Source organism: Mesorhizobium sp. M7A.F.Ca.US.005.03.1.1 (assembly GCF_003997975.1).
GTDB lineage: Bacteria > Pseudomonadota > Alphaproteobacteria > Rhizobiales > Rhizobiaceae > Mesorhizobium > Mesorhizobium ciceri.
The window spans coordinates 1-22184 of sequence record NZ_RZRO01000081.1 but is presented as its reverse complement, the minus strand read 5'-3'; the positions used below and the strand labels follow the sequence as shown (position 1 = coordinate 22184).

The window sequence follows — 22184 nt, the reverse complement described above, 5'->3', positions numbered from 1 at the left end:
TCGACTCAGATAATTTGACCGGCGGGGTTATGCCCGCCGGCACCGGGGCAATCTTTCCATGCACGGCAGCCGTCTTCGTAGGAATTTTCTGACCGCCATGCTGCTCGGTCCGGCGACCGCGTGGCTGGTGGTGTTCCTGGTGCTGCCGTTCATCGCCATCGCCGTGTTCAGCGTCGGCGAACGCGCACCGGAAGGCGGCTATCAGGCCGCCTTTACGCTGGCGCAATATGCCAATCTTCCGGCGCGGGCGACCGCCTTCTGGAACACCATGGTGCTGGCGCCGGTGGGAGCGCTCGCCTGCCTGCTCGTCGCTTATCCCGTTGCCTACTATCTCGCCTTGCGCGCGCCGCAGCGCTGGCGGCTGATCCTGCTGGCGCTGGTCGTCATTCCGTTCTGGACCAGCCTGCTGATGCGGACCTATGCCTGGATGTACATTCTGGGCGGGCGCGGCATTCCGGCGCTGCTCGCCTTTGTCGGCATCGAGGATGTCAGGCTGATCAACACGCCGGGCGCGGTGCTGCTCGGCATCGTCTATGGCTACCTGCCGCTGATGATCCTGCCGATCTATGTCAGCCTCGAACGGCTTGACCGCAGGCTGCTGGAAGCCTCCGCCGATCTCGGCGCCACGCCATTATCGACTTTCCTGGGCGTGACCCTGAAACTGTCGTTGCCGGGCGTCATGACCGGCTTCTCGCTGGTCATGATCCTGCTGCTCGGCGAATATCTGATCCCGACGCTGCTTGGCGGCGGCAAGGTGTTCTTCATCGGCAATGCGCTGGTCGACCTGTTCCTGCAATCGCGCAACTGGCCGTTCGGATCGGCCATCGCCATCACACTGGTGCTGGTATCGGTGGTGGTGCTGATTGCCGCAAACCGCATTTCGACCCGGGTTTCGGGCGCGCGCCGGGTGGATCTGATCTGATGCGGGCTTTCGTCATTGCGGTGTTCGCTTTCCTCTATCTGCCGATCGCGCTGGTGGTGCTGTTTTCTTTCAACGCCGGCCACCATGCCAGCGAGTTCACCGGCTTTTCGGTGCAATGGTACGGCAAGGCATTGGCGAACCCGTTCCTGGTCGAAGCGCTGAAGAACAGCCTGTTCATCGCCACCACCAGCGCCTTGCTGGCGGCGCTGTGCGGCACCGCGGCGGCACTCGGCCTGGCGCGCGTCGGCGTGCGGACCCGCGCGGTCTTCGACGCACTTCTGGGCGCCGCGATCGTCGTTCCGGGCGTCGTGATCGGCATTTCGACTCTGGTCGCGCTCGTCCAATTGTTCACCGTCGTCAATCCGTTCCTCGCCTCGATCTGGCCCGACGACCAGCCGCCGCGGCTGGCGCTCGGCTACGGTTCGATCATCGCGGCGCACGGGCTGTTCTCGATGGCGCTGGTGACGATGATCGTCGGCACGCGGCTCGGCAGCCTCGACCGCAATCTGGTCGAGGCGTCGAGCGATCTCTACGCGACGCCGTTGACGACGTTCCGCTCGATCGTCCTGCCGCAGATCATGCCGGCGGTCGTTGCCGGCTTCCTGCTCGCCTTCACCTTCTCCTTCGACGATTTCATCATCGCCTTCTTCGTCGCCGGCGCGCAGACGACGCTGCCGATCTATGTCTTCGCGTCGATCCGGCGCGGCGTGACGCCGGAGATCAACGCCATCGCGACGATCGTGCTCGTCGCTTCCGTGCTGCTCGTGGTGCTTGCCCAATGGCAGTTGCGCCAGCGCAAGCCGTCGAACTGAAAGCCGCATCATGATCCTCAAAGACCGCATCGCCGTGGTGACAGGCGCCGGCTCCGGCATCGGGCGCGCCGGCGCCATGATCATGGGCAGGGAAGGCGCGGTGGTCGTCATCGCCGACAGGGATCAGGCTGCCGGCGAAGCAACGGCTTCGGACATTCGGGCAGCGGGTGGACGGGCCGAGGCGATCAAGACCGATGTCGCTGATGATGCGGCGATCGAACAGCTCATTGCCGGCACGCTCGACAGGCATGGGCGCATCGACATCCTGCACAATCACGCCGGCATCCAGATCGGCGGCACGCTGACCGAAGTGGAGGTCGGCGGCATGGATGCCTCGTGGCGGGTCAATGTGCGGGCGCAGTTCCTGGCGGCGAGACAGGTCATGCCCTCGATGATCGCGCAGGGCGGCGGGGTCATCCTCAACACCGCCTCCAATTCGGGCGTGTTCTACGACCGCGAGATGATCGCCTACGCAACTTCCAAACATGCGGTGGTGGCGATGACACGGCAGATGTCGCTCGACTATGCCCGTCACAATGTCCGCATCAACGCGCTCTGTCCGGGCTGGGTCGACACGCCGTTCAACGAACCGTTCATCGCCCAGATGGGCGGACGCGGGGCGATCGAAACCTATGTCCGCACCAAGATCCCGATGGGCCGCTGGGCCAGCGCCGATGAGATCGCCGAAGCGATCCTGTTCCTTGTCTCCGACCGTTCATCCTTCATGACCGGCCAGGCGCTGGTAATCGACGGCGGTGAAAGTATCGGCTGAGCCTTTTGCTTTCGCTATCAACTCCCCTGTTTTCAAAGCTTGTCCGATATACCACGCAAAGACTTTCACCCATGCCGCTGCTTGCCGGCAGGACTATAGTCCTGCCGGCATGGGACTTCAGTGCCATGGCCGTCCAAGAGTGCGAATTTGTGTTTGATATCAGTAGGTTAAGTTTCTGGCCGGGTGCCAGATCGCGTATTGAGACAGCATTTGTCTAAAGTTTACTCTGCACTATTAGGAATTCCTCATAGGACGGTCGCTTAGCGGTCGGGCCAGGGCGACGATTCCCGAGGAGATTACCATGACAAACCGGAAAACTCTGCTGGCGGCGCTTGCCGCATTGGCGCTCCTGGCATCTCCGGCGCTCGCCGGCAATGGGCACGGCGGTGGCAATGCCGGAGGCAACGGGCACGGCAACGGCGGTAGCAATGGCAACGGCGGCAATGGCAAGAGCGGCGCTTCGCACGGCAAGTCGTCGTCGGCCCCCGGCCAGGTGGCCAAAGCGGACGACACCACGGTCGACAAGACCACCAAGGTCTCGTCCGTGCCCAAAGGCAAGAACATCCACGCCAAGCTTGGCCGGGTGAGCTCGCTGAAGCGCAACATCAATGCCTATATGAACTCGAAGAGCAAGAAATTCGCCGCCCTTCAGGCATTCGTGACGCAGTCCGCCAAAGCCAAGGTCGCTCAGGCCGCCGCCGACGCAGCACAGGCTAAGCTGGATGCGCTGACGTCCCTGACACCCGATCAGATTGCCGCGATGTCGCCCGAAGATCAGGCGGCCCTGCCTGGGAAGATAGCTGCTCTGCAGGCCGAGGTCGCTGCCGACAACGCTGCTGCTGCTGCGGCCGCGGTCGGCACCGATGATGCATCGCTCGACGCGGCATTGGCGGATATGGCCAACAAGCCCGTCGACGCTGCGGTCACGTCCTGGGCTCAAGACGTCCTTGCCGGCAAGATCGACCAGACGGCTGCCGCGATGCAGACGGAAACGACGCCGTAACGAACCGCCGCCGAAACGGTAGTGGTCAGTCAAAGGCAATGCCGCCGGGTTTCACTCGGCGGCATTGCCTTTCCCGCTCATGGTCGGGCTGGCTATCCAGGGATAGCCACCGAGCTGGCGTCCAGGGATAGCCAGGCTCGAAACACTCAGACATGCTTGCGGCCGCCGGTCTCGCGAAACCAGCTGTCGGGGTAGGGGTACCACCAGTCCTGGATCGCGGGCTTGTGGTCGATGATCACCATCTTGGAGCGGCGGAAAGCGTCGAGGCCCTGGCGTCCGAGTTCGCGGCCGAGGCCCGAGGCCTTCCAGCCGCCGAACGGCAGGGCGTCATTGTCGATCAGCGGGTTGTTGACCCAGACCATGCCGGCTTCGAGCCGTTCCGCCGCCTCGTGGGCTTCGGCCAGATCCGATGTGAACACCGAAGCGCCGAGCCCGAACGGGCTGTCATTGGCAAGCCGGATCGCCTCGTCGAAATCCCTGACCCGGCAGATGGCGGCGACGGGTCCAAAACACTCTTCGCGCACGATCGCCATATCAGGGGTGACGCCGGTCAGGATGGTCGGTTCGTAGAACCAGCCGGTGTTGTGCGCCGGCGGGATGCGCCCGCCGGTCACCGCCTCGGCGCCATGAGCGATCGCATCGTCGACAAGGCGCATGACTTTGGTCCGCGCGCTTTCGCTGACCAGCGGGCCGATCTCGGTCTTGTCCATGCCGTTGCCGATGCGCAGCGCCCGCGTCCTTTCGGCGAACAGCGCGACGAAGCGGTCATGCACGGAATCGACGACGAAGAAGCGCTCGGCCGAAGTGCAGACCTGGCCGGTGAGGTGGAAGGCGGCGGTGACGCTGCCGGCCGCCGCGATCTCGAGCGGGGCATGCTCGCTGATGATCAGCGGGTCGCTGCCGCCGGCCTCGATGACGCAAGGCTTCATGCGTTCGGCGCAGGCCACCGCCACCGCCTTGCCTGCGGCGACCGAGCCGGTGAAGGCAACGGCATGGGTGCGGTCGGAGGCGATCAGCGCCTGCGCTGTGGCCGCTCCGCCGGGCAGGCAGGAGACCAGCCCCTCTGGCAGCGAGCGGAACACGGTCATGTAGTCCAGCGTCGACAGCGTCGTCGCCTCGGCCGGCTTGATGATGCAGGCATTGCCGGCGGCGAGCGATGCGGCGACCGTCCAGCACATCAGCAGGATCGGGAAATTGTAGGGCATGATGTGTACGGAGACGCCGTAAGGTTCGTAGCGCGCATACTGGAACGAACCGGCCTGCGTCGTGCCGGCGATCTTGCCGGCATCGTCGCGCGCCATCTCGGCATAGTAGCGGAAGATCGGCGCGCAATTGGCGATCTCGCCGATCGCTTCGGGGTAGGGTTTGCCCATCTCGCGCACCATCAGCTCGGCGCAACGCGTGAAGTCCGCCGCCTCGATGGCGTTGGCGACGGCATGCAGATGCTTGGCCCGGCTCTTGGCGTCGAGCTTCTTCCAGGCGGCCTGCGCCTTCGTCGCGGCCGTGAGTGCGGTATCGATCTCGCCGTCTGTCGCAGCAGAGATAGCGCCGACGGTTTCCAGCGTCGCCGGATCGATCACCGGTTTTGCCGCGCCGGCCATCGACCGGTAGTCCGGATTGACGAAGAAGGTTGGCCGGTCAGGAGAGAAATCCATTTTGTCCTTCTCCATTTATGGAGCCTTTTTGAGAATTCGTCCTGCCGAGGCAGATGGCGTGGCTTTCGAGAACCGGAGCGCAGCGGACATTTAGTCCGTGAGCACCGGAAGCGCAGAAAGCCGCGTCAGGTGTCCGGCAGGGCAGAATTATCGAGAAGGTTCAGCGGATCATGTAGACCTTCTTGATAGTCTCATGGACGGTGCAGACGCCCTTCCAGTCCTGCGGGAAGAACGCTGCCGTATCCGGCTCGATCTCGATGACCTCGCCGGATTCATGCACATAGGTGCAGCGCCCTTCGAGGAAATGGCAGAACTCGTCGCGGGTGACATGGCAGTGCCATTTGCCCGGAGTGCAGACCCAAAGCCCGCATTCGGAGCGGCCTTCCGGCCCCTTGTACAGCAGCTTGCCCGAGGTATGGGATTGGCTCTCGATCATGGTCGGGATGACGCCCCAGTCGACGAGGTCGGTAATGGTAAGCGGGGATTTCATGATGGGGGTTGTCATATCGATTCCTTGGAAATGAGTGCTCAGCGGCACATGAAAGCCTTGATCAGCGTTTGCGTGATGATGGAGATGCCGGTCCAGCCGGCGGGGAAGAATACCAGCGTGCCGGCCTCGACCGCGATCTCCTCGCCGTCGTCATGGACATAGCTGCCGCGTCCCGACAGGAAGTGGCAGAATTCGTCGGCGCCAAAGGTGACCTTGCGCGTGCCCGGCGTGCACGCCCACAGGCCGCATTCGCTCGATCCGTCCGGGTTCTGCGCCAGGATCTTGCCCGAAGCGCGCGGCGAACCGGCGAGCGTGTTGCTGCCCGCGCCCCAGTCTTCCAATTCCACGGCCGAAGCCTTCGGCCAGTGCGGTGTCGACATGTCATCAAGCTCCGTGGTCACGCCAGCATGTAGACGTTGCGCATCGTCTCATGCACGGTGCATTCGCCTCTCCAGCCGGCAGGGAACATGACCACGGTGCCGGTGGAGACTTCTATCACCTCACCGACATCCGACCGGTAGGTCGCGCGGCCGGCGACGAAATGGCACAATTCGTCGCGCGGGATACTGAGGCGCCAGCGGCCTGGCGTGCAGACCCAGATGCCGGATTCCGGCTGGTTGTTCGGGCCTTTGTGCACGAGCCTGCCGGTCGAGTGCGATGCTCCTTCCAATGCGTCGGGTTGGGCGCCCCAGTCGACGAGGTCGGTTCGGGTGGAGGCCTGGTGGAGGTGTGGGGCGGAGGAGGTCATGAGCGTGCTCCATCATTTGGGCGCTCAATCCCGCCCCGTTTTCGCTCTACGAGGCCCCCCTCTGTCCTGCCGGACATCTCCCCCTCAAGGGGGGAGATTGGCAACTTTGGCTTCTGTGTCTCTTCTTCAGCGTTGAAAATTGGCGAAAGCCGCCGCGAAATCCAATCTCCCCCCTTGAGGGGGAGATGGCCGGCAGGCCAGAGGGGGGCGCCTGGGCTCCGCATCTCAATCACAGCAGCGTCTCCAGCAACCCGGCCGCTTTCTCCGGCCCATTCTGCGCGTGCATCTGCGCCGATGTCTTCGCCAGCTTGGCTTTCATCACCGGGTCGGTCAGGCAGGTCTCGATCCTGGCAACCAGCTCGGCATCGGTCCAGTCGTAGCGCGGCATGCCGAAGCCGTGGCCGGTTTCCTCGACGCGGGTGGCGTTGTCGTGGCCGTCCCAGACATAGGGCATGATGATGGCCGGTTTGCCGAAATAGAGGCACTCGGTGAACGAGTTGTTGCCGCCATGGTGGATGACGGCATCGACCTGCGGGATCACCGAGGGCTGCGGAAACCAGCTGTCGACAATGACGTTGCCGGGCACGTCCGTGTACTGGTCCTTGTAGCCGCCGACATTGACCAGAGCCCTGTAGCGCGTCTTGCCCAATGTCGCGATGATGCGCTTCAGCAGCTCGACATCGCCGGCGCCGAGGCTGCCGAAGGAGACGTAGAGCAGCGGCCCGTCATTGTTTTTGGCGAAGGTCGGCACCGTGTACGGCTTTTCGTGCCGCACGCAGCCTTCGAGATACTGGAACCTTGCCGGGTCGAGCGGATGGCGGCGCTTGAATTTTGCCGCTTCGGGGTAGAGCAGCAGGTTCAAATAGGGCGAGGCTTCGAAGAACTGGCCGATCGGATAGGGCGCCTCGCCGTTGGCGGTGAGAAAGCCGTTGAAGTCGTCATGGATCGGCTTGATCACCGCATTGAAGTGGTCGCGGTAGCGCTGGTGGCCGGCATGGTCGTTCTCGCCGCAGCCGGAGAGATGGGGCGGGATGTCCTCGTCCTCGATCTCGTTTTCCGAGCAGGAGATGACGCGCACCCACGGCTTGCCGTACTGCTTGATGGCCGGGAACAGGATGACGTTGTCGACGCAGATCACATCCGGCTTGATGGCTGAGAGAACGCGCGGCAGATCTTTCTGCGCCCATTTGGCGCTGTCGACGATCGCCGTCCAGCAATCCTTGACGTAGTTGTCGACCTGGTCGTAGGGCGATTTGCGGAAGTTCGGGATATGGCCGTTGATGAAATCCTCCCAGAATTTCGCCATCTGCTCGGGCGGCATCGGCTCCGACAGGTTCACCGGATGCGCCTCGAAGCCGTAGCCCTTGTAGACATCGACGAAGCCGGGGTCGGACAGGAACACCGCCTTGTGGCCGCGCGCTTCGACTGCCTGGGCGATACCGACGGAATTGAGCGCCGGGCCGTAGGCGGCTTCTGGAAAAAACGCGATCGTCTTCTGCGCCATCAGGCTTCTCCTGTCATTCTGCGAAAATTCTGACATCGGCGGCATCCCAGCCGAGTTCGACCTGGTCGCCCGACGAGACCGGCCGGCGGTCGGCGGCATCTGCGGTGACGCGCACCAGGAACGGCTTTGGCGACAGGGGCGTGCGGACATGCAGCTGCAGGTCCAGCCCCTGATAGGCCAGCGCCTCGACCGTGCCGGTGATGCGGTTGGCGGTTTCCGCCGATGGGAATAGCCGGATGCGCTCAGGGCGCACCGAAGCGACAGCGGATGCGCCGGGCGAGAGCGTTGCCGGAACCTTGCCTGATATGCGTGCGCCATTCGTGGCTACAACGCCATCGACGGCGGCTTGGCCCGGCACGAAATTCATCACGCCGATGAAGTCGGCGACGAAGCGATCGGCGGGGTGTTCGTAGATCGCGTGCGGCGTGTCGCATTGCAGCAATCTGCCGTCTTTCAGCACCGCCATGCGGTCGGCCATGACGAGCGATTCCTCCTGGTCATGGGTGACGATGACGAAGGTGATGCCGACCTCGTGCTGCAGGCGCTTCAATTCCAGCTGCATGGCGCCGCGCAGCTTCTTGTCGAGCGCGCCGAGCGGCTCGTCGAGCAGCAGCAGGCGAGGCCGCTTGACCAGCGCGCGGGCAAGCGCGACGCGCTGCTTCTGGCCGCCCGACAATTGCTCCGGCTTGCGGTCGGCGAAGGGGACGAGCTCGGTCGTCGCCAGGATGGCATCGACGCGGGAGCGGATTTCAGCTGTTGGCAAACGTTCCATCTCCAGGCCGTAGGAGACATTGGCGCGAACGCTCATATGCGGAAACAGCGCATAGGATTGGAACATCAGATTGACCGGCCGCTTGTTGGGCGGGGTTTTGGCGATGTCACGTCCGTCGAGCAGGATGCGCCCGTCATTGGGCGTCTCGAAACCGGCCAGCATGCGCAAGAGCGTGGTCTTGCCGCAGCCGGACGGGCCGAGCAAAGCGAAGAACTCGTTCTCGCGGATGTCGAGCGAGATGCCGTCGACGGCCATCACCCTGCCGAAATTCTTCGACACATGATCGATGGCCAGCAGAGTGCGGGGTTCGCTCATTGGCCGATGATCCCACGGTTGAGCCGCTGCGACAGGGTCAGCGCGGTGATCGAGACCGCCATGACGATGGTCGCCAGCGCGTTGATCTCCGGCGTGATGCCGAAGCGGATCATGGCGTAGATCTGCATCGGCAGCGTCGTCGAGGCGCGGCCGGCGCCAGCGGTGAAGAAGGCGATGATGAACTCGTCGACCGAGAGCGTGAAGGCGAGCAGCGCCCCTGCAATCACCGCCGGCGCGATGACCGGCAATGTCACCCGCCGGAAGGTGGTGAGCGCGGAGGCGCCGAGATCGGCGGAGGCCTCGACGATCGACCAGTCGAAACTCTTCAGCCGCGCGCGCACCACCGAGCAGACGAAGGCGAGGTTGAAGACGACATGGGCGAGGATGATGGTGTGCAGGCCCATGGTTAGATTGAGCATGGAGAAGAACGAGAGCAGCGCGATCGCCAGCACGATGTCGGGAATGATCATCGGTGCGAAAATCAGCGCTTCGAGGGCCTTGCCGTATTGCCGGCGCATCTCGATGCCGATCGCCAGCAGCGTGCCGAGCAGAGTGGCGATCGCGGTCGAGACCAGCGCCACGATCAGCGTGTTGAGGGCCGCGGACAGGATCGCCGAATTCGAGGCCAGCGAGACATACCATTTCAGGGAGAATCCCGACCATGCCGTCGGCAACCCGCCTTCGTTGAAGGACAGCGCCACCAGCACGGCGATCGGGATGTAGAGGAAAGCGAAGACCAGGCTGAGCACGAGCCAGAGCGTGCGCCGCGTGGCAGGGGAGCGCTCAGCCATCGGTGTCTCCGCCGGCTTGCGTGACGTGACCCGAGGCGCGATTGGCGGCCAGCGCTTGCGCCATCAGTACCAGAAGCATGATGGCAATCAGCGCCATCGCCAGTGCCGCCCCGAAAGGCCAGTCGTTGGCGGTCAGGAACTGGTCGTAGACGAGGTTGCCGATCATCTGGAAGCGGCCGCCGCCGAGCAGCGCGGGCGTGACGAAATTACCGATCGACAGCACGAAGACGAAGACCGCGCCGGCGGCGATGCCCGGTACGGTCAGCGGCAGGATGACACGACGGAACGTGGTGGCTGCCGAAGCGCCGAGATCACGCGAGGCCTCGGCGAGTTCCGGGTTGAGTCGCGACAGCGGCGCGTAGCAGGCGAGAATGACGAAGGGCAGGTAGTTATAGACCAGGCCGGCGATGACGGCGCCTTCGGTGTAGAGCATCGACGGCGGCTCGCCGGTGTAGCCGAACCAGCGCAGCAGCTGGGTAATCAGGCCTTCGCGGTTGAGCAGCACGATCCAGGCATAGGTGCGGATCAGATAGTTGGACCAGAACGGCAGCACGGCGAAGAACAGGAACACTGGCTGCCACCGGCGCGGTGCCGCCGATATCGCGTAGGCGGCAGCATAGCCGATCACCACCGCGATCAGGGTCGCGGTGCCGGCGATGCGCGCCGAATTGAGGAAGATGCCGGCATAGAGCGGGTCGAAGACCAGGCCGAAATTCTCCAGCGTGAAGGTGTATTCGATGCCGCCATAGATGCCACGCCGGAAGAAGGCGAGCGCCAGTACCAGCGCGCACGGCACCACCATCAAGGCCGCGAGCCAGGCCAGCGCCGGGGCCATCAGCAAGGAGGAACGAAGTCTGGTTGAGGACACGATTGGGTACCGCATTCAGCGGCCGACGGCGGAAACCCGCCGTCGGCCGTGGTCTCTGATGTGCCGCCGCTTACTGCGCAGCCTTGATCTCGCTGACGATCTTCGAATAGTCGCGCTGGGCGTCGCCGACGTCACGCAACTGCTCGAATTTGACGAGATCGGCCACCGGCATCGCCATGTTGGGGAATTTTGCCAGAAAATCGGCCGGCAGGCTCTCCATGGCCGGCTTGTTCGGCACCTTGTAGTCGATGTTCTGCGCCGCCCAGGCGTGGTTCTTGGCGTCGAGCATGAAGTTGATGAACTGGAAGGCGGCGTCCTTGTTGGCGGAGGCCTTCATCACCACCATCGTGTCGACCCAGAGGTCCGAACCTTCCTTGGGAATGACGTATTTGATCTCCGGCTTTTCGGCGATGCCGTAATTGCACCAGCCGTCCCAGGCCTGCACCATCAGTGCCTCGCCGGACACCAGCTTGGAATAGAAGGTGGTGTCGTCATAGGCGAGCAGGGTCTTCTTGGCCGAGATCAGCAGATCCTTGACCTCGGCCATCTTGGCCGGGTCGGTTTCGTTGACCGAATAGCCCTTGTCGAGCTGGCCGGCGGCCAGCAGCCAGCGGTCGGTCGCCAGCATGGTGGTCTTGCCCTTCAATTCGTCGGAGGGCGCGAGCAGGTCGCTCCAGCTGGCCGGTGCGACCTTCATCAGATCCGAGCGATAGCAGAGGCCGGTGGTGCCCCAGGTGTAGGGCACCGAGAAGGCATTGCCGACATCGTGCGGCAGCTTGGCTGCTTCCGGATAGAGGTTGGCGAGGTTGGGGATCTTGGCGTGGTCGATCGGCTCGGTCAGGCCGAGCTTGTTCAGCACCTCGGCGAAGGGTGAGGAGACAAAGACCACGTCATAGCCCTTGCCGCCGGCGGCGATCAGCTTGCCCATGATCTCTTCATTGGTGGCATGCACCACCACTTCGCCCGAAACGCCGGTTGCGGTCTTGAAGGCGGCCATGGCGTCGGGTGCCATGTAGCCGTCCCAGTTGGAAATGACGAGGTCGGCAGCCGTCGCCGGCGCGGACAGCGCCAAGGCCAGGCCAAGTGCGATCGAAGATGTTTTCAGCGCACGGCGCCGCAGGCTGGTAGCGGTCATGACAGACTCCCATTCGGTTGATCGTCGAATTTCATTCGCCGGACCAACGCTTGCGACCCTTGCCGCTGCCTCGATCCTGTTCCCTCGGTCTTTTTCTCGCCGATTGTGCTGACAGTACTATTGCAGAAAAAAGTACGTCAATCCATAATTTGTCAAACGACCGAGGAAACTGGCCGATTGCGTCCGTTCGGGCGATCGGTCAAATCAATGCGGTCATCTCGTTTTCCGCTGGACCAGCCATGCAAGCCGCAGCCAGACGACCCCGCACCAACCATCTTGATCTGGCGCAGCGCATCCTGGATGTGGCGCGCCAGCGCGGCTTCGAGCCCGGTGCACGCTTGCCCGAGCAGCAGATCGCGTCGCTGTGCAATGTCTCGCGCACGCCGGTGCGGGCGGCACTCGGCCTGCTCGCGGAACGGGGCGTCGTGCGCTGGGAGGCGGAGTCCGGTTATCATCTGGCCATCGACCTCACCGCGCAGGCTTCGGTCGCCACGGAATTGCCCGCTGCCGAGGAGGACGAGTTGGCCGAGGCGATCCTGCGCGACCGCTCGGCGCGGCGACTGGACCAGACGGTGACCGTCGCGGGATTGATGCGGCGCTACAGTGCCGAGCGCAAGACGGTATTAAAAGCGTTGAACAAACTGACCGAAGAGAATCTGCTGGATCGTGCGCCTGGCCAGTCCTGGCTGTTTCGGCGCACGCCCGACGATCCGGAAGCGCAAGGCGACAGCTACGAGTTCCGCTTGCTGCTCGAGCCCGCGGCCATCCTGACGCCCGGCTTCAGGCTGGACGGCGCGCGGGCGGCGACGTTGCGCCAGGCTATGGAAGCGCTGGTGACGCTGCCGGACGCCGCCTTCGACACACGCGAGTTCCAGCGATTGGACATCGATTTTCACGGCATGCTCGCCGAGGGCAGCGCCAACCGCTTCATCGCCGACGCGCTCGCCGATCACCTCAGGCTGCGCCGGCTGCCGGGCATCTATGCCGGCGTCAACGTCTTCCGATTGCGGCAATCGCTGCGCGAACACCTTGTCATACTCGACCATCTTGAAAGCCTGCAGTATGAGGTGGCTGCCGATCTGCTTCGCATTCATCTGCGGCTCTCCCGCAACCAGCGACCGCAAGCGGCCAGCCGCGGGGCTCCCGCGCTGTTCGGCACGATCAGCCGGCCGGAATGACGAGGATTAATTGACGCGTAAAGCCAGCCCGACCATCGCGCTGTTTCCCGAAGCAAGCTTCGGCGCGGCGTTGAATTGCGTCGGCATCGCGCAGGCGCTGCGTGCGAAAGGCGCCCGGCCCGTCTTCATCTGCCATGCCGGTTTCTCCGGCGTCTTTGCCGACTATGGTTTCCAGGAATACCAGTTGCCAACCGACGAGCCGCTGAGCGAGAGCCAACGTCAGAGCTACTGGCAGGCTTTCGTGCGCCGGCACCTGCCGCATTTCAGGCTGAGCCCGATCGACCAGCTTGAGACCTATGTCGCTCCGACCTGGCAGGCCATCGTCGACACCGCGGTCAATGCCGAGGCGCCGCTGCGCCAATTGCTGGCACGGCTCAAGCCGGATGCCGTGGTGCTCGACAATGTCATCATGTTCCCGGCGATCGCCGCCGCCGGCTGTCCGTGGGTGCGCGTCGTCTCCTGCGCCGAGACCGAGCTGCCGGACGCCAATGTGCCGCCCTATCTGTCGGGGCTTGGCGTGGACGACCCGCAACGCGCGGCGTTCGAGGCCAGGTATCTGGCGGCTTGCGCGCCGGCGCATGACCGCTTCAACCGCTTCCGGGCGGATGCCGGACTGGGGCCGCTGCCGAAGGGTCAGTTCCTCGAGACGTCGCCCGATCTCAACCTGCTGCTGACGCCGACGATCGTGCGCCGCGAGCGTGCCGAGCCGCTCGACCCCGCGCGCTTCGTCTATCTCGAGGGCTGCGTGCGTTCTGAAGGGCCGTTCGAGGTGCCGGTGTTCCCGCGCAATGGCGGGCCGCTGGTCTATGTCAGCTTCGGCAGCCTGGGTGCCATGGATGTCGGCCTGATCGAGCGCATGCTGGTGGTGTTCGACAGGCTGCCGGCGCGCTTCATCGTCAATGCCGGCGGCCTGCGCGACGCTTACCGCGCGGTGCCGGACAATGTCTATCTCGACGCCTGGTTTCCGCAGCCCTCGGTGGTGGCGAAGTCGGATCTGTTCATCCATCACGGCGGCAACAACAGTTTTTGCGAAGCGCTGCGCTTCGGCGTGCCGTCGCTGATCATGCCCTATTGCTGGGATGGACACGACAACGCGCAACGCGCCGAAGAGACCGGCACCGGCGACCATATCGGCCGTGACGGCTGGACCGAAGGAGTGTTGGAGAAAGCCATTCTCGGCCTGCTGGCCGACGATGCCATGCGCGCCCGCCTCAAGGACAATGCAGCCCAAATGGCGCTGAAACCCGGAACGGATGCGGCCGCGCAAGCCATACTCTCTCTGATACGGATTTGAACGAAAATGCCTGACAACAACACGAACATCTCGCTCTCCAGCGGCAACGATGCCAAGGCCTGGCTGGCCCGGCACGGCATCAACGAAGTCGAGTGCCTGGTGCCCGACATGAACGGCGTCCTGCGCGGCAAGGCCTTGCCGACGGCCAAATTCCTCCAGGCGCTTGAAGACCGCGCGCTCTATCTGCCGAGCAGCGCTTTCCTGGTCAGCATCGACGGCCGCTATTCCGGCTCGATCGACGAGGGTTTTGCCTATTCGGATCCGGACATGCGCATGGTGCCTGATGTATCGACGCTCTGCCTGGCGCCGGGTGCCGCTCCCGGCAAGGCCTATGTCTTTGCCGATGCCTTCCATATGGACGGCCGGCCCTGGATGGCCTCGCCGCGCCATGTGCTCAGGGCCGTGCTCGACCTCTACGCCAAGCGCGGCTGGCGGGCGGTGGTGGCGCCCGAGGTGGAATTCTATCTCACCGCGCCCAATCCGGATCCGGACCGTCCGCTGACCGCCCCGGTCGGCGCCAATGGCCGCGCCGAGACCGTGCAGCATCCCTACGATATGGCCGGGCTCGAGGAGTTCGAGCCGGTGATCCGCCGCATTTACGATTATGCGGCGGCGGCCGGCCTGCCGCTCGACACGCTGATCCATGAGTCGGGAACCGCGCAGTTGGAGATCAACTTCCTGCATGGCGATGCGCTGCCGCTGGCCGACAAGGTGCTGCTGTTCAAGCGGCTGACGCGCCAGGCCGCGCAGCAAAGCGGCATGCACGCCACCTTCATGGCCAAGCCGATCGCCGCACAGGCCGGCAGCTCCATGCATCTGCACATGTCGGTCATCGACGAGGCCGGCAGGACTTTGTTTGCCGGCAGCGACGATGCCGACACCGCAATGTTTGGCCACTTCATCGGCGGCCTGCAGAAATATGTCCCCGAAATCATGCCGCTGTTCGCGCCCAACGTGAACTCGTTCCGCCGCATCAGGCCGAACCACAGCGCGCCGGCCAACATCGAATGGTCGCATGACAACCGCTCCTGCGGCCTGCGCGTGCCGGCCGGCGGCCGCGCCGCGCGGCGGGTGGAGAACCGGCTTCCGGGCGCGGATTCCAATCCTTACCTGGCGATCGCCGGCTCGCTGCTTGCCGGCTATCTCGGCGTCGAGCAGAAACTGGCGCGCTCGCCCGAGGCGTCGGGCAATGCCTACAAGATCAAGAGCACGCTGCCGAAGACGATGGAGGAGGCGCTCGATCGTTTCGAGGCTTGCGGCCCGGTGCGGGAACTGCTCGGCGAGGATTTCTTCCAGACTTATCTGCGCGTAAAGAGCGTCGAGCTCGACCTGTTCCAGGGCGTGGTGACGAGCTGGGAACGCGACCACCTTCTGCTGAAGGTGTGATCATGGCTTCCAGTTCAACGGGCTTCAATTCGGGCCTCGATATCGCAAAATCCTATTATGTCGCCACCGCCAATCCGGCGCCGGACCATCCGGCGCTGGTCGGCGACGTCGACACCGACCTGGTTGTCGTCGGCGGCGGCTGCACCGGCCTGTCGGCCGCCCTTCACGCCGCCGAGCGCGGGTTGAAGGTGGTGCTGCTCGAAGGCGGCAAGATCGGTTGGGGGGCGTCGGGCCGCAATGGCGGCCAGATGATCCCCGGCCTGCGCAAGGGCGCCAAGGGCCTGGTCAAGCTCTACGGGCCGGAGCGGGCAAAGGTGCTGTTCGATCTTGCGTTCGAGGCGCGTGGGCTGGTGCTCGACATCATCGAGCGCCATGCCATCGATTGCGATCTCAGGCTGACCGGCCATCTGGTCGGCGCGGTCAACGGTTCCGACCTCAAGGATCTCGAGGAAGAGGTCGAGTGCCTGGCTACGGTGATGAAGTTCCCGCACGCCGAAATCCTGTCGGCGGCGGAAGCCCGAGCCAAGGTCGACACACCCTATCATGGCGCGATGTATGAGCCGCTCGGCGGCCACATGCATCCGCTGAACTACACGCTCGGCCTTGCCCGCGCGGCGATTGCTGCCGGCGTCGTCATCCATGAGAATTCGGTGGCGGTGAAGCTGGAGCGTGAGCCTTCGATCCGGATCTCGACGGCAAAGGGATCGGTGCGTGCAAAACATGTCGTGCTGGCCGGTGACGCTCTGCTCGATGGGCTGGAGCCGCGCGTCAACAGCCGCATCATGCCGGTTGGCAACTACATCGTCGCCACCGAGCCGCTGGAGGGCAAGCGCAATGTCATCCCGGCCAATGTCGCGGTGTCCGACACACGCTTCGTCGTCAACTATTACCGGATGTCGGCGGACGGCCGGCTGCTGTTCGGCGGCGGCGAGCGCTACACGCCGTCACCGCCGGCCGATATCGCCGGCTTCGTGCGGCCGCATATGGAAGCCACCTTCCCGCAACTTCAGGGCTGCCGCATCGATCACGCCTGGGGCGGGCTGGTGTCGGTGACGACATCCAGGCTGCCGCATGTCGGGCACTATGGCGAGGTCTATTTCGCGCATGGCTATTCCGGCAAGGGCGTCATCCTGTCGACGCTGTCGGGCAAGCTCCTGGCCGAGGCGATCGCCGGCGACGCCTCGCGGCTCGATCTGTTCTCGACGCTCACCCCGATGCCATTCCCCGGCGGCACGGCGCTGCGCGGTCCGCTCTATGTGCTGGGCATGCTGTGGTATGCCATGCGGGATCGCATCAAGCATTGAGGGTCGGCGGGGCGGCGGCGAATTGCAAAACGCCGCGATCCTTCGCGCCCCCCTCAGTCCTGCCGGACATCTCCCCCTCAAGGGGGGAGATTGGCAGATTGGTGGCTTCGCCCATTCCTGCGTCGTTGGAGATTGGCGAAAGCCGGCGTGACGTCCGATCTCCCCCCAAGAGGGGGAGATGCCCGGCAGGGCAGAGGGGGGCGCTGTCCCGCCGACGGTGAAGGTTGTTGGAGAAGGCCTCTTAAACCACAAAAAAATCTTCAATCCGCTGCCTGGCCTCCAGCAGCGCCGGCAGAATCTCCCGCTCCATCTCCGCGACGGAGAACCGCGCCGATTGCGTCGAGACGTTGATGGCCGCGACCGTGCGTTCTGCGCGGTCGCGGATCGGCACGGCGATCGAGCGCAGGCCGAGTTCCAGTTCCTCGTCGACGATGGCAAAGCCGTCCGCTTTCGCCTTGCCGATGGCGTTGGCTAACAAACACCTGTCGGTGATCGTCTTCGGCGTCCGTCTCTCGATCGTCGCCTGGCCGAGGAATGCGTCCAATTCCTGAGGCGTCAGACCGGCAAGCAGGATGCGTCCCATCGAGGTGCAATAGGCCGGCAGCCTGGTGCCGACATCGAGCGACACGCTGAGGATGCGGCGGCCGGGAATACGGGCGACATAGACGACATCGGCACCCGACAGGATCGCCGCCGAACAGGCCTCGTTCAGCTGTGCGGCGACCGCGCGCATGATGGGTGCGGCGAAGGCCCAGAGCGAGGCGCCGCCGAGCCAGGTGCGGGCGATCGTCAGCAAGCGTGGCGACAGCGAGAACACGCGGCCGGCTTGCGTTGCATAGCCGGTGGCGGTGAGCGTCAGCAGAAAGCGGCGGGCGCCGGCGCGGGTCAGGCCCGCTTCCTCGGCCATTTCGGTCAGCGTCATGCCCGAGGGATGCCGAGCCAGGATCTCCATGACGGCAAGGCCGCGCTCGAGCGAGCCGACATGATCACGGGAAGCGGCTTCTTCGTCCATCTCAACTCCGCGGGAACGGCATCGACGCCAGGATTGACTCCTCGCCCTCCCCCAGCGTAGAAAGTATCGCATATAAAACATATGTTCGCAATACGAACTTTTTGAACCCGGAGCCGATGCGATGGTCAAGTTCCTGCCGCTCAAACAGGCTGTTGCGGAGAATTTGAACGATGATGACACGGTCGCCTTCGAGGGTTTCACCCATCTGATCCCGACGGCGGCGGCGCATGAGGCGATCCGTCAGGGTTTTCGCGACCTGACCCTGGTCCGCATGACGCCGGACCTGATCTACGACCAGATGATCGGTATGGGCATGGCGAAGAAAATCGTCTTCTCCTATGTCGGCAATCCCGGCGTCGGCCTGCTGCGGCGCGCCCGCGACGCCATCGAGAACGGTTTCCCCAGATCGATCGAGATCGAGGAGCACAGCCATGCCGGCATGGCCAATGCCTATGAGGCGGGCGCGGCCGGTCTGCCCTGCGCGGTGTTTCGCGGCTATCGCGGTGCTGGCCTCGCGGCGGTCAATCCGAACATCAAGTCTGTCACCTGTCCGTTCACCGGCGAGGTGCTGGCGGCTGTTCCTTCGATCAGGCCTGACGTCACCTTCATCCATGCGCAGAAGGCCGACAGACAAGGCAATGTGCTGGTCGAAGGCATCATCGGCATCCAGAAGGAAGCGGTGCTGGCGGCCAAGCGAGCGGTGGTGACGGTGGAGGAAGTGGTCGACAATTTCGACGATCTGCACCCCAATCTGACCGTGCTGCCGCGCTGGACGATCGCGGCGATATCCGTCGTGCCAGGCGGCTCGCACCCGTCCTACGCACATGGCTATTATGCGCGTGACAATGCCGCCTATCTCGAATGGGACGAGATCGCCGCCGACCGTGACAAATTCCAGGCGTGGATGCAGGCCAATGTCTTGGAGAAGAGCGCCGGCGATTTCGCGGCCCGGGTCGAGCATTTGAGGAAAGCGGCATGAGCGACAATCCATTGGGTTTCACCCCCAACGAGATGATGACGATCGCCGCCAGCAGGGCGCTCAGGAATGACGATGTCTGCTTCGTCGGCATCGGCGCACCGTCCGCGGCCTGCAATGTGGCGCGGCTGACGCATGCGCCTGACATCACGCTGATCTACGAGAGCGGCACGATCGGCACCGCGCCCGATGTGCTGCCGCTGTCGATCGGCGATGGCGAATTGTGCGAGACCGCCGTCACCACCGTCGCGGTGCCGGAGATGTTCCGCTACTGGCTGCAGGGTGGCCGCATCTCGATCGGTTTTTTGGGGGCGGCCCAGCTCGACAAGTTCGGCAACATCAACACCACCGTCATCGGCAACTATTTCCATCCCAAGACCAGACTGCCCGGCGGCGGCGGCGCGCCGGAGATCGCGACCTCGTCGAAGCAGATCTACATCACAATGGCGCAGACCAAGCGCGGCATGGTCGAGAAGATCGACTTCTTCACCTCCTTCGGCCATGGCGAGGGTGGCGATCATCGCAAGCGGCTTGGCATCGACACATCAGGTCCGACCTTGCTGATCACCGATCTCGCCATCTGGAAGCCGGATCCGGTGACCAAGGAATTCACCGTCGTGTCGTTGCATCCGGGCGTCACCCGCCAGCAGGTGCAGGAGAGCTGTGGCTGGGTGGTAAAGTTCGCGGAGGCGCTTGACGAAACACCGGCGCCAAGCGAACTCGAATTGAAGACATTGCGCGACCTGCAGGCCCGCACCAAGGCGGCGCATGAGGGAACCGGAAAAGCAAAGGCTGCATGACATGGCCGAGGCCTATATCTGCGACTACATCCGCACGCCGATCGGCCGCTTCGGCGGTTCGCTGTCTTCGGTACGATCGGACGATCTAGGCGCCATCCCGCTGAGGGCACTGGTTGAGCGCAATGCCGGCATCGACTGGCAGGCGATCGACGATGTCGTCTATGGCTGCGCCAACCAGGCCGGCGAGGACAATCGCAACGTAGCGCGCATGGCGCTGCTGCTGGCAGGGCTGCCAAAGGAGGTCCCGGGCTCGACCGTCAATCGCCTGTGCGGCTCCGGCATGGATGCGCTGACCATTGCCGCCCGAGCCATCAAGGCCGGCGAGGCGGAGCTGATGATCGCGGGCGGCGTCGAATCGATGAGCCGGGCACCCTTCGTCATGCCCAAGGCCGACACGGCGTTCTCGCGCAATGCCGAGATTTACGACACCACCATCGGCTGGCGCTTCGTCAACCCGCTGATGAAGAAGCAGTATGGCGTCGATTCCATGCCGGAAACCGGCGAGAACGTCGCCGAGGATTTTTCGGTGTCGCGGGCCGACCAGGACGCTTTCGCAGTGCGCAGCCAGAACAAGGCCGTCGCCGCACAAGCCAATGGAAGATTGGCGAAGGAGATCACCCCAGTGACCATCCTGCAGCGCAAGGGCGATGCGCTCATTGTCAGCAAGGATGAACACCCCCGCGCGGGCTCAACGGTCGAGGCGCTGGCCAAGCTGCCGACGCCGTTCCGGCAGGGCGGCACGGTGACGGCCGGCAACGCCTCCGGCGTCAATGACGGCGCGGCGGCGCTGATCGTTGCCTCCGAGGCGGCGGTGAAAAAGTATGGGCTGACGCCGATCGCCCGCATCCTCGGCGGAGCCGCCGCCGGTGTGGCGCCGCGCATCATGGGCATCGGCCCGGTGCCGGCGACGCAAAAACTCTGCGCGCGGCTTGGCCTGACGCCAAAACAGTTCGACGTCATCGAGCTCAACGAAGCCTTTGCCTCGCAAGGCATCGCCGTGCTGCGCCAGCTCGGCATTGCCGAGGACGCCGAACACGTCAACCCGAATGGCGGCGCCATCGCGCTCGGCCATCCCCTGGGCATGTCGGGCGCCCGCATATCCGGCACGGCGGCGCTGGAGCTTCGCGAGCGCGGCGGCCGGTATGCGCTTGCCACCATGTGCATCGGCGTCGGCCAGGGCATCGCGATCGCGCTGGAACGGGTCTGATCGGCAAGTCTCTCCGGCTGACTTCGAGAATCCGGTGCGGTCAAATTTGACCACGTGGACAAAAGTCCGGACCCGTTCCATAGTTCCTCGTCTGATTTTTAGAACAGCCGGCTCGACACGGCTGTCGAACAGAGGGGAATACAATGGAAAACCGAAAGAACAGATTTCAATCCGCACGCGAAGGGCTTTCGCGGCGCAATGTGCTGGAGTTGGGCGCGCTTGGCCTGGCTGCGGCAATGCTGCCGGGCGCTGCCTTCGGCAAGGACAAGAAACTGAAGGTGGCGGCGATCTTCGCCACGCCGATCGAGGAGCCATGGGACAACCAGATCCATGTCGCCCTGCAGAAGGCCGAGAAGGAACTCGGCATCGAATACAAATGGTCGGAGAAGGTGCAGACCGCCGATTTCAGCCGCGTCATGCGCGAATACGCGCAAGGCGGCTACCAGCTGGTGCTGGGTGATGCCTTCGCCGCCGAGCGTGAGTCGCGCCGCACCGCCAAGCAGTTCCCGAAGACCGCCTGGCTGTTCGGCTCCGGTGCTGGGCCCGCAGAACCGAATTTCGGCGTTTTCGACAACTGGATCCATGAACCCGCCTATCTCTCAGGCATGATCGCCGGCAAGATGTCGAAGTCGGGCACGATCGGCGCTGTCGCGGCGATGGGCATTCCGGAAGTGAACCGGCTGGTCAACGCCTTCTTCGCCGGTGCCAAGGAGGTCAACCCGAACATCAAGAAGAAGGTCGCCTTCATCGGCTCTTTCTTCGATCCGCCCAAGGCCAAGGAAGCGGCGGTCGCGCAGATCGACGCCGGTGTCGACGTCATCTATGCCGAGCGCTTCGGTGTCATCGAAGCGGCGGTCGACAAGAAGATCCTTGCCATCTCCAACATGTCCGACCAATCGAGTCTCGGCCCGGATACGGTCATCACCGGCCCGGTCTGGGACATGTATCCGACGGTCGAACAGGCGATCAAGCTGGTCAAGGCCGGCGTCTTCACCGCGCAGGACTATGGCGACTTCTCGCGCATGGCCAAGGGCGGCTCGCATCTGGCGCCCTACCACAAGTTCGACAAGACGCTGCCGGCTGATGTGAAGGAGCTGGTCGAAAAGAAGAAAGCCGAGATCCTCGAAGGCAATTTCCGCGTCGACGTGGACGAGAACACGCCGGTTTCGGATTGAGTTCTGGTTCGAGGGGCTGGCGCTAGGCGCCCCCCTCTGTCCTGCCGGACATCTCCCCCTCAAGG

General features: G+C 64.0%; 22 protein-coding genes. 12 read left to right on the top strand and 10 right to left on the bottom strand.

Annotated features, from left to right (window positions below; translation table 11 throughout):
• The first annotated feature begins 58 nt into the window (after positions 1–58).
• From EN990_RS26360 to EN990_RS26345, 4 genes are all read left to right on the top strand, one after another.
• Positions 59–922, top strand: a complete 864-nt coding sequence (locus tag EN990_RS26360; RefSeq protein WP_013528934.1) for an ABC transporter permease — start codon at positions 59–61, stop codon at positions 920–922.
• A complete protein-coding gene (locus EN990_RS26355) occupies positions 922–1734 on the top strand; it encodes an ABC transporter permease (RefSeq protein WP_024504751.1) in 813 nt (270 codons plus the stop codon). The genes EN990_RS26360 and EN990_RS26355 overlap by 1 nt, the downstream gene beginning before the upstream one ends.
• 10 nt (positions 1735–1744) lie before the next feature.
• The gene (locus EN990_RS26350) at positions 1745–2506 is read left to right on the top strand and encodes a glucose 1-dehydrogenase (protein ID WP_127369100.1); all 762 of its coding nucleotides are present in this window, start codon (positions 1745–1747) and stop codon (positions 2504–2506) included.
• Positions 2507–2807: 301 nt separating this feature from the next.
• On the top strand, positions 2808–3509 hold the full coding sequence (locus EN990_RS26345) for a hypothetical protein (protein WP_127369099.1): 702 nt from the start codon (positions 2808–2810) through the stop codon (positions 3507–3509).
• A 146-nt stretch (positions 3510–3655) separates the two neighbouring features.
• Here EN990_RS26345 and EN990_RS26340 read toward each other — a convergent pair whose 3' ends face one another.
• The 9 genes from EN990_RS26340 to EN990_RS26295 form a co-directional block, all read right to left on the bottom strand.
• Positions 3656–5164 (bottom strand): aldehyde dehydrogenase family protein, encoded by a 1509-nt coding sequence (locus EN990_RS26340; RefSeq protein WP_127369101.1) that lies wholly within the window; start codon positions 5162–5164, stop codon positions 3656–3658.
• Positions 5165–5324: 160 nt separating this feature from the next.
• On the bottom strand, positions 5325–5669 hold the full coding sequence (locus EN990_RS26335; protein WP_127369098.1) for a cupin domain-containing protein: 345 nt from the start codon (positions 5667–5669) through the stop codon (positions 5325–5327).
• 23 nt (positions 5670–5692) lie between these two features.
• Positions 5693–6034 carry a cupin domain-containing protein gene (locus EN990_RS26330; RefSeq protein WP_127369097.1) on the bottom strand — a complete coding sequence of 114 codons (342 nt, stop codon included), beginning with the start codon at positions 6032–6034 and terminating at the stop codon, positions 5693–5695.
• A gap of 17 nt (positions 6035–6051) precedes the next feature.
• Positions 6052–6402 (bottom strand): cupin domain-containing protein, encoded by a 351-nt coding sequence (locus tag EN990_RS26325; RefSeq protein WP_127369096.1) that lies wholly within the window; start codon positions 6400–6402, stop codon positions 6052–6054.
• Positions 6403–6631: 229 nt separating this feature from the next.
• Positions 6632–7906: a glycosyltransferase gene (locus EN990_RS26315; RefSeq protein ID WP_127369095.1), complete on the bottom strand. Its 1275-nt coding sequence runs from the start codon at positions 7904–7906 to the stop codon at positions 6632–6634.
• 13 nt (positions 7907–7919) lie between these two features.
• The gene (locus EN990_RS26310) at positions 7920–8993 is read right to left on the bottom strand and encodes an ABC transporter ATP-binding protein (RefSeq protein WP_024504743.1); all 1074 of its coding nucleotides are present in this window, start codon (positions 8991–8993) and stop codon (positions 7920–7922) included.
• The gene (locus EN990_RS26305; RefSeq protein WP_063169496.1) at positions 8990–9784 is read right to left on the bottom strand and encodes an ABC transporter permease; all 795 of its coding nucleotides are present in this window, start codon (positions 9782–9784) and stop codon (positions 8990–8992) included. The genes EN990_RS26310 and EN990_RS26305 overlap by 4 nt, the downstream gene beginning before the upstream one ends.
• Entirely contained in the window at positions 9777–10619 is an 843-nt protein-coding gene (locus EN990_RS26300; protein ID WP_027163033.1) for an ABC transporter permease, read from the bottom strand. Before EN990_RS26300 ends, EN990_RS26305 begins: the two co-directional genes overlap by 8 nt.
• A 103-nt stretch (positions 10620–10722) precedes the next feature.
• Positions 10723–11787 carry a spermidine/putrescine ABC transporter substrate-binding protein gene (locus EN990_RS26295; RefSeq protein WP_063169495.1) on the bottom strand — a complete coding sequence of 355 codons (1065 nt, stop codon included), beginning with the start codon at positions 11785–11787 and terminating at the stop codon, positions 10723–10725.
• A 239-nt stretch (positions 11788–12026) separates the two neighbouring features.
• Here EN990_RS26295 and EN990_RS26290 point away from each other — a divergent pair, with 239 nt between their 5' ends.
• From EN990_RS26290 to EN990_RS26275, 4 genes are read left to right on the top strand one after another with little or no spacing between them, the layout of a single operon-like run.
• Positions 12027–12965 (top strand): GntR family transcriptional regulator, encoded by a 939-nt coding sequence (locus EN990_RS26290; protein ID WP_063169494.1) that lies wholly within the window; start codon positions 12027–12029, stop codon positions 12963–12965.
• Positions 12966–12975: 10 nt separating this feature from the next.
• Entirely contained in the window at positions 12976–14259 is a 1284-nt protein-coding gene (locus tag EN990_RS26285; RefSeq protein ID WP_013528948.1) for a glycosyltransferase, read from the top strand.
• A gap of 6 nt (positions 14260–14265) precedes the next feature.
• Complete coding sequence (locus EN990_RS26280) at positions 14266–15645, top strand: glutamine synthetase family protein (protein ID WP_063169493.1); 1380 nt, start codon at positions 14266–14268, stop codon at positions 15643–15645.
• 2 nt (positions 15646–15647) lie between these two features.
• Positions 15648–16949 carry an FAD-binding oxidoreductase gene (locus EN990_RS26275; protein ID WP_063169492.1) on the top strand — a complete coding sequence of 434 codons (1302 nt, stop codon included), beginning with the start codon at positions 15648–15650 and terminating at the stop codon, positions 16947–16949.
• Between the two features lie 241 nt (positions 16950–17190).
• On the opposite strand, the gene EN990_RS26265 is transcribed toward EN990_RS26275, so the two are convergent.
• A complete protein-coding gene (locus EN990_RS26265) occupies positions 17191–17961 on the bottom strand; it encodes an IclR family transcriptional regulator C-terminal domain-containing protein (protein ID WP_027163027.1) in 771 nt (256 codons plus the stop codon).
• Between the two features lie 121 nt (positions 17962–18082).
• Here EN990_RS26265 and EN990_RS26260 point away from each other — a divergent pair, with 121 nt between their 5' ends.
• The 4 genes from EN990_RS26260 (at position 18083) to EN990_RS26245 (ending at position 22119) form a co-directional block, all read left to right on the top strand.
• The gene (locus EN990_RS26260) at positions 18083–18940 is read left to right on the top strand and encodes a CoA transferase subunit A (protein ID WP_063173322.1); all 858 of its coding nucleotides are present in this window, start codon (positions 18083–18085) and stop codon (positions 18938–18940) included.
• Positions 18937–19737, top strand: a complete 801-nt coding sequence (locus tag EN990_RS26255; protein WP_063173321.1) for a CoA-transferase subunit beta — start codon at positions 18937–18939, stop codon at positions 19735–19737. Before EN990_RS26260 ends, EN990_RS26255 begins: the two co-directional genes overlap by 4 nt.
• A gap of 1 nt (position 19738) precedes the next feature.
• Positions 19739–20944 carry a 3-oxoadipyl-CoA thiolase gene (gene pcaF, locus EN990_RS26250; RefSeq protein WP_127384656.1) on the top strand — a complete coding sequence of 402 codons (1206 nt, stop codon included), beginning with the start codon at positions 19739–19741 and terminating at the stop codon, positions 20942–20944.
• A 143-nt stretch (positions 20945–21087) separates the two neighbouring features.
• Complete coding sequence (locus tag EN990_RS26245) at positions 21088–22119, top strand: BMP family protein (protein ID WP_013528955.1); 1032 nt, start codon at positions 21088–21090, stop codon at positions 22117–22119.
• The last annotated feature ends 65 nt before the right edge of the window (positions 22120–22184 follow it).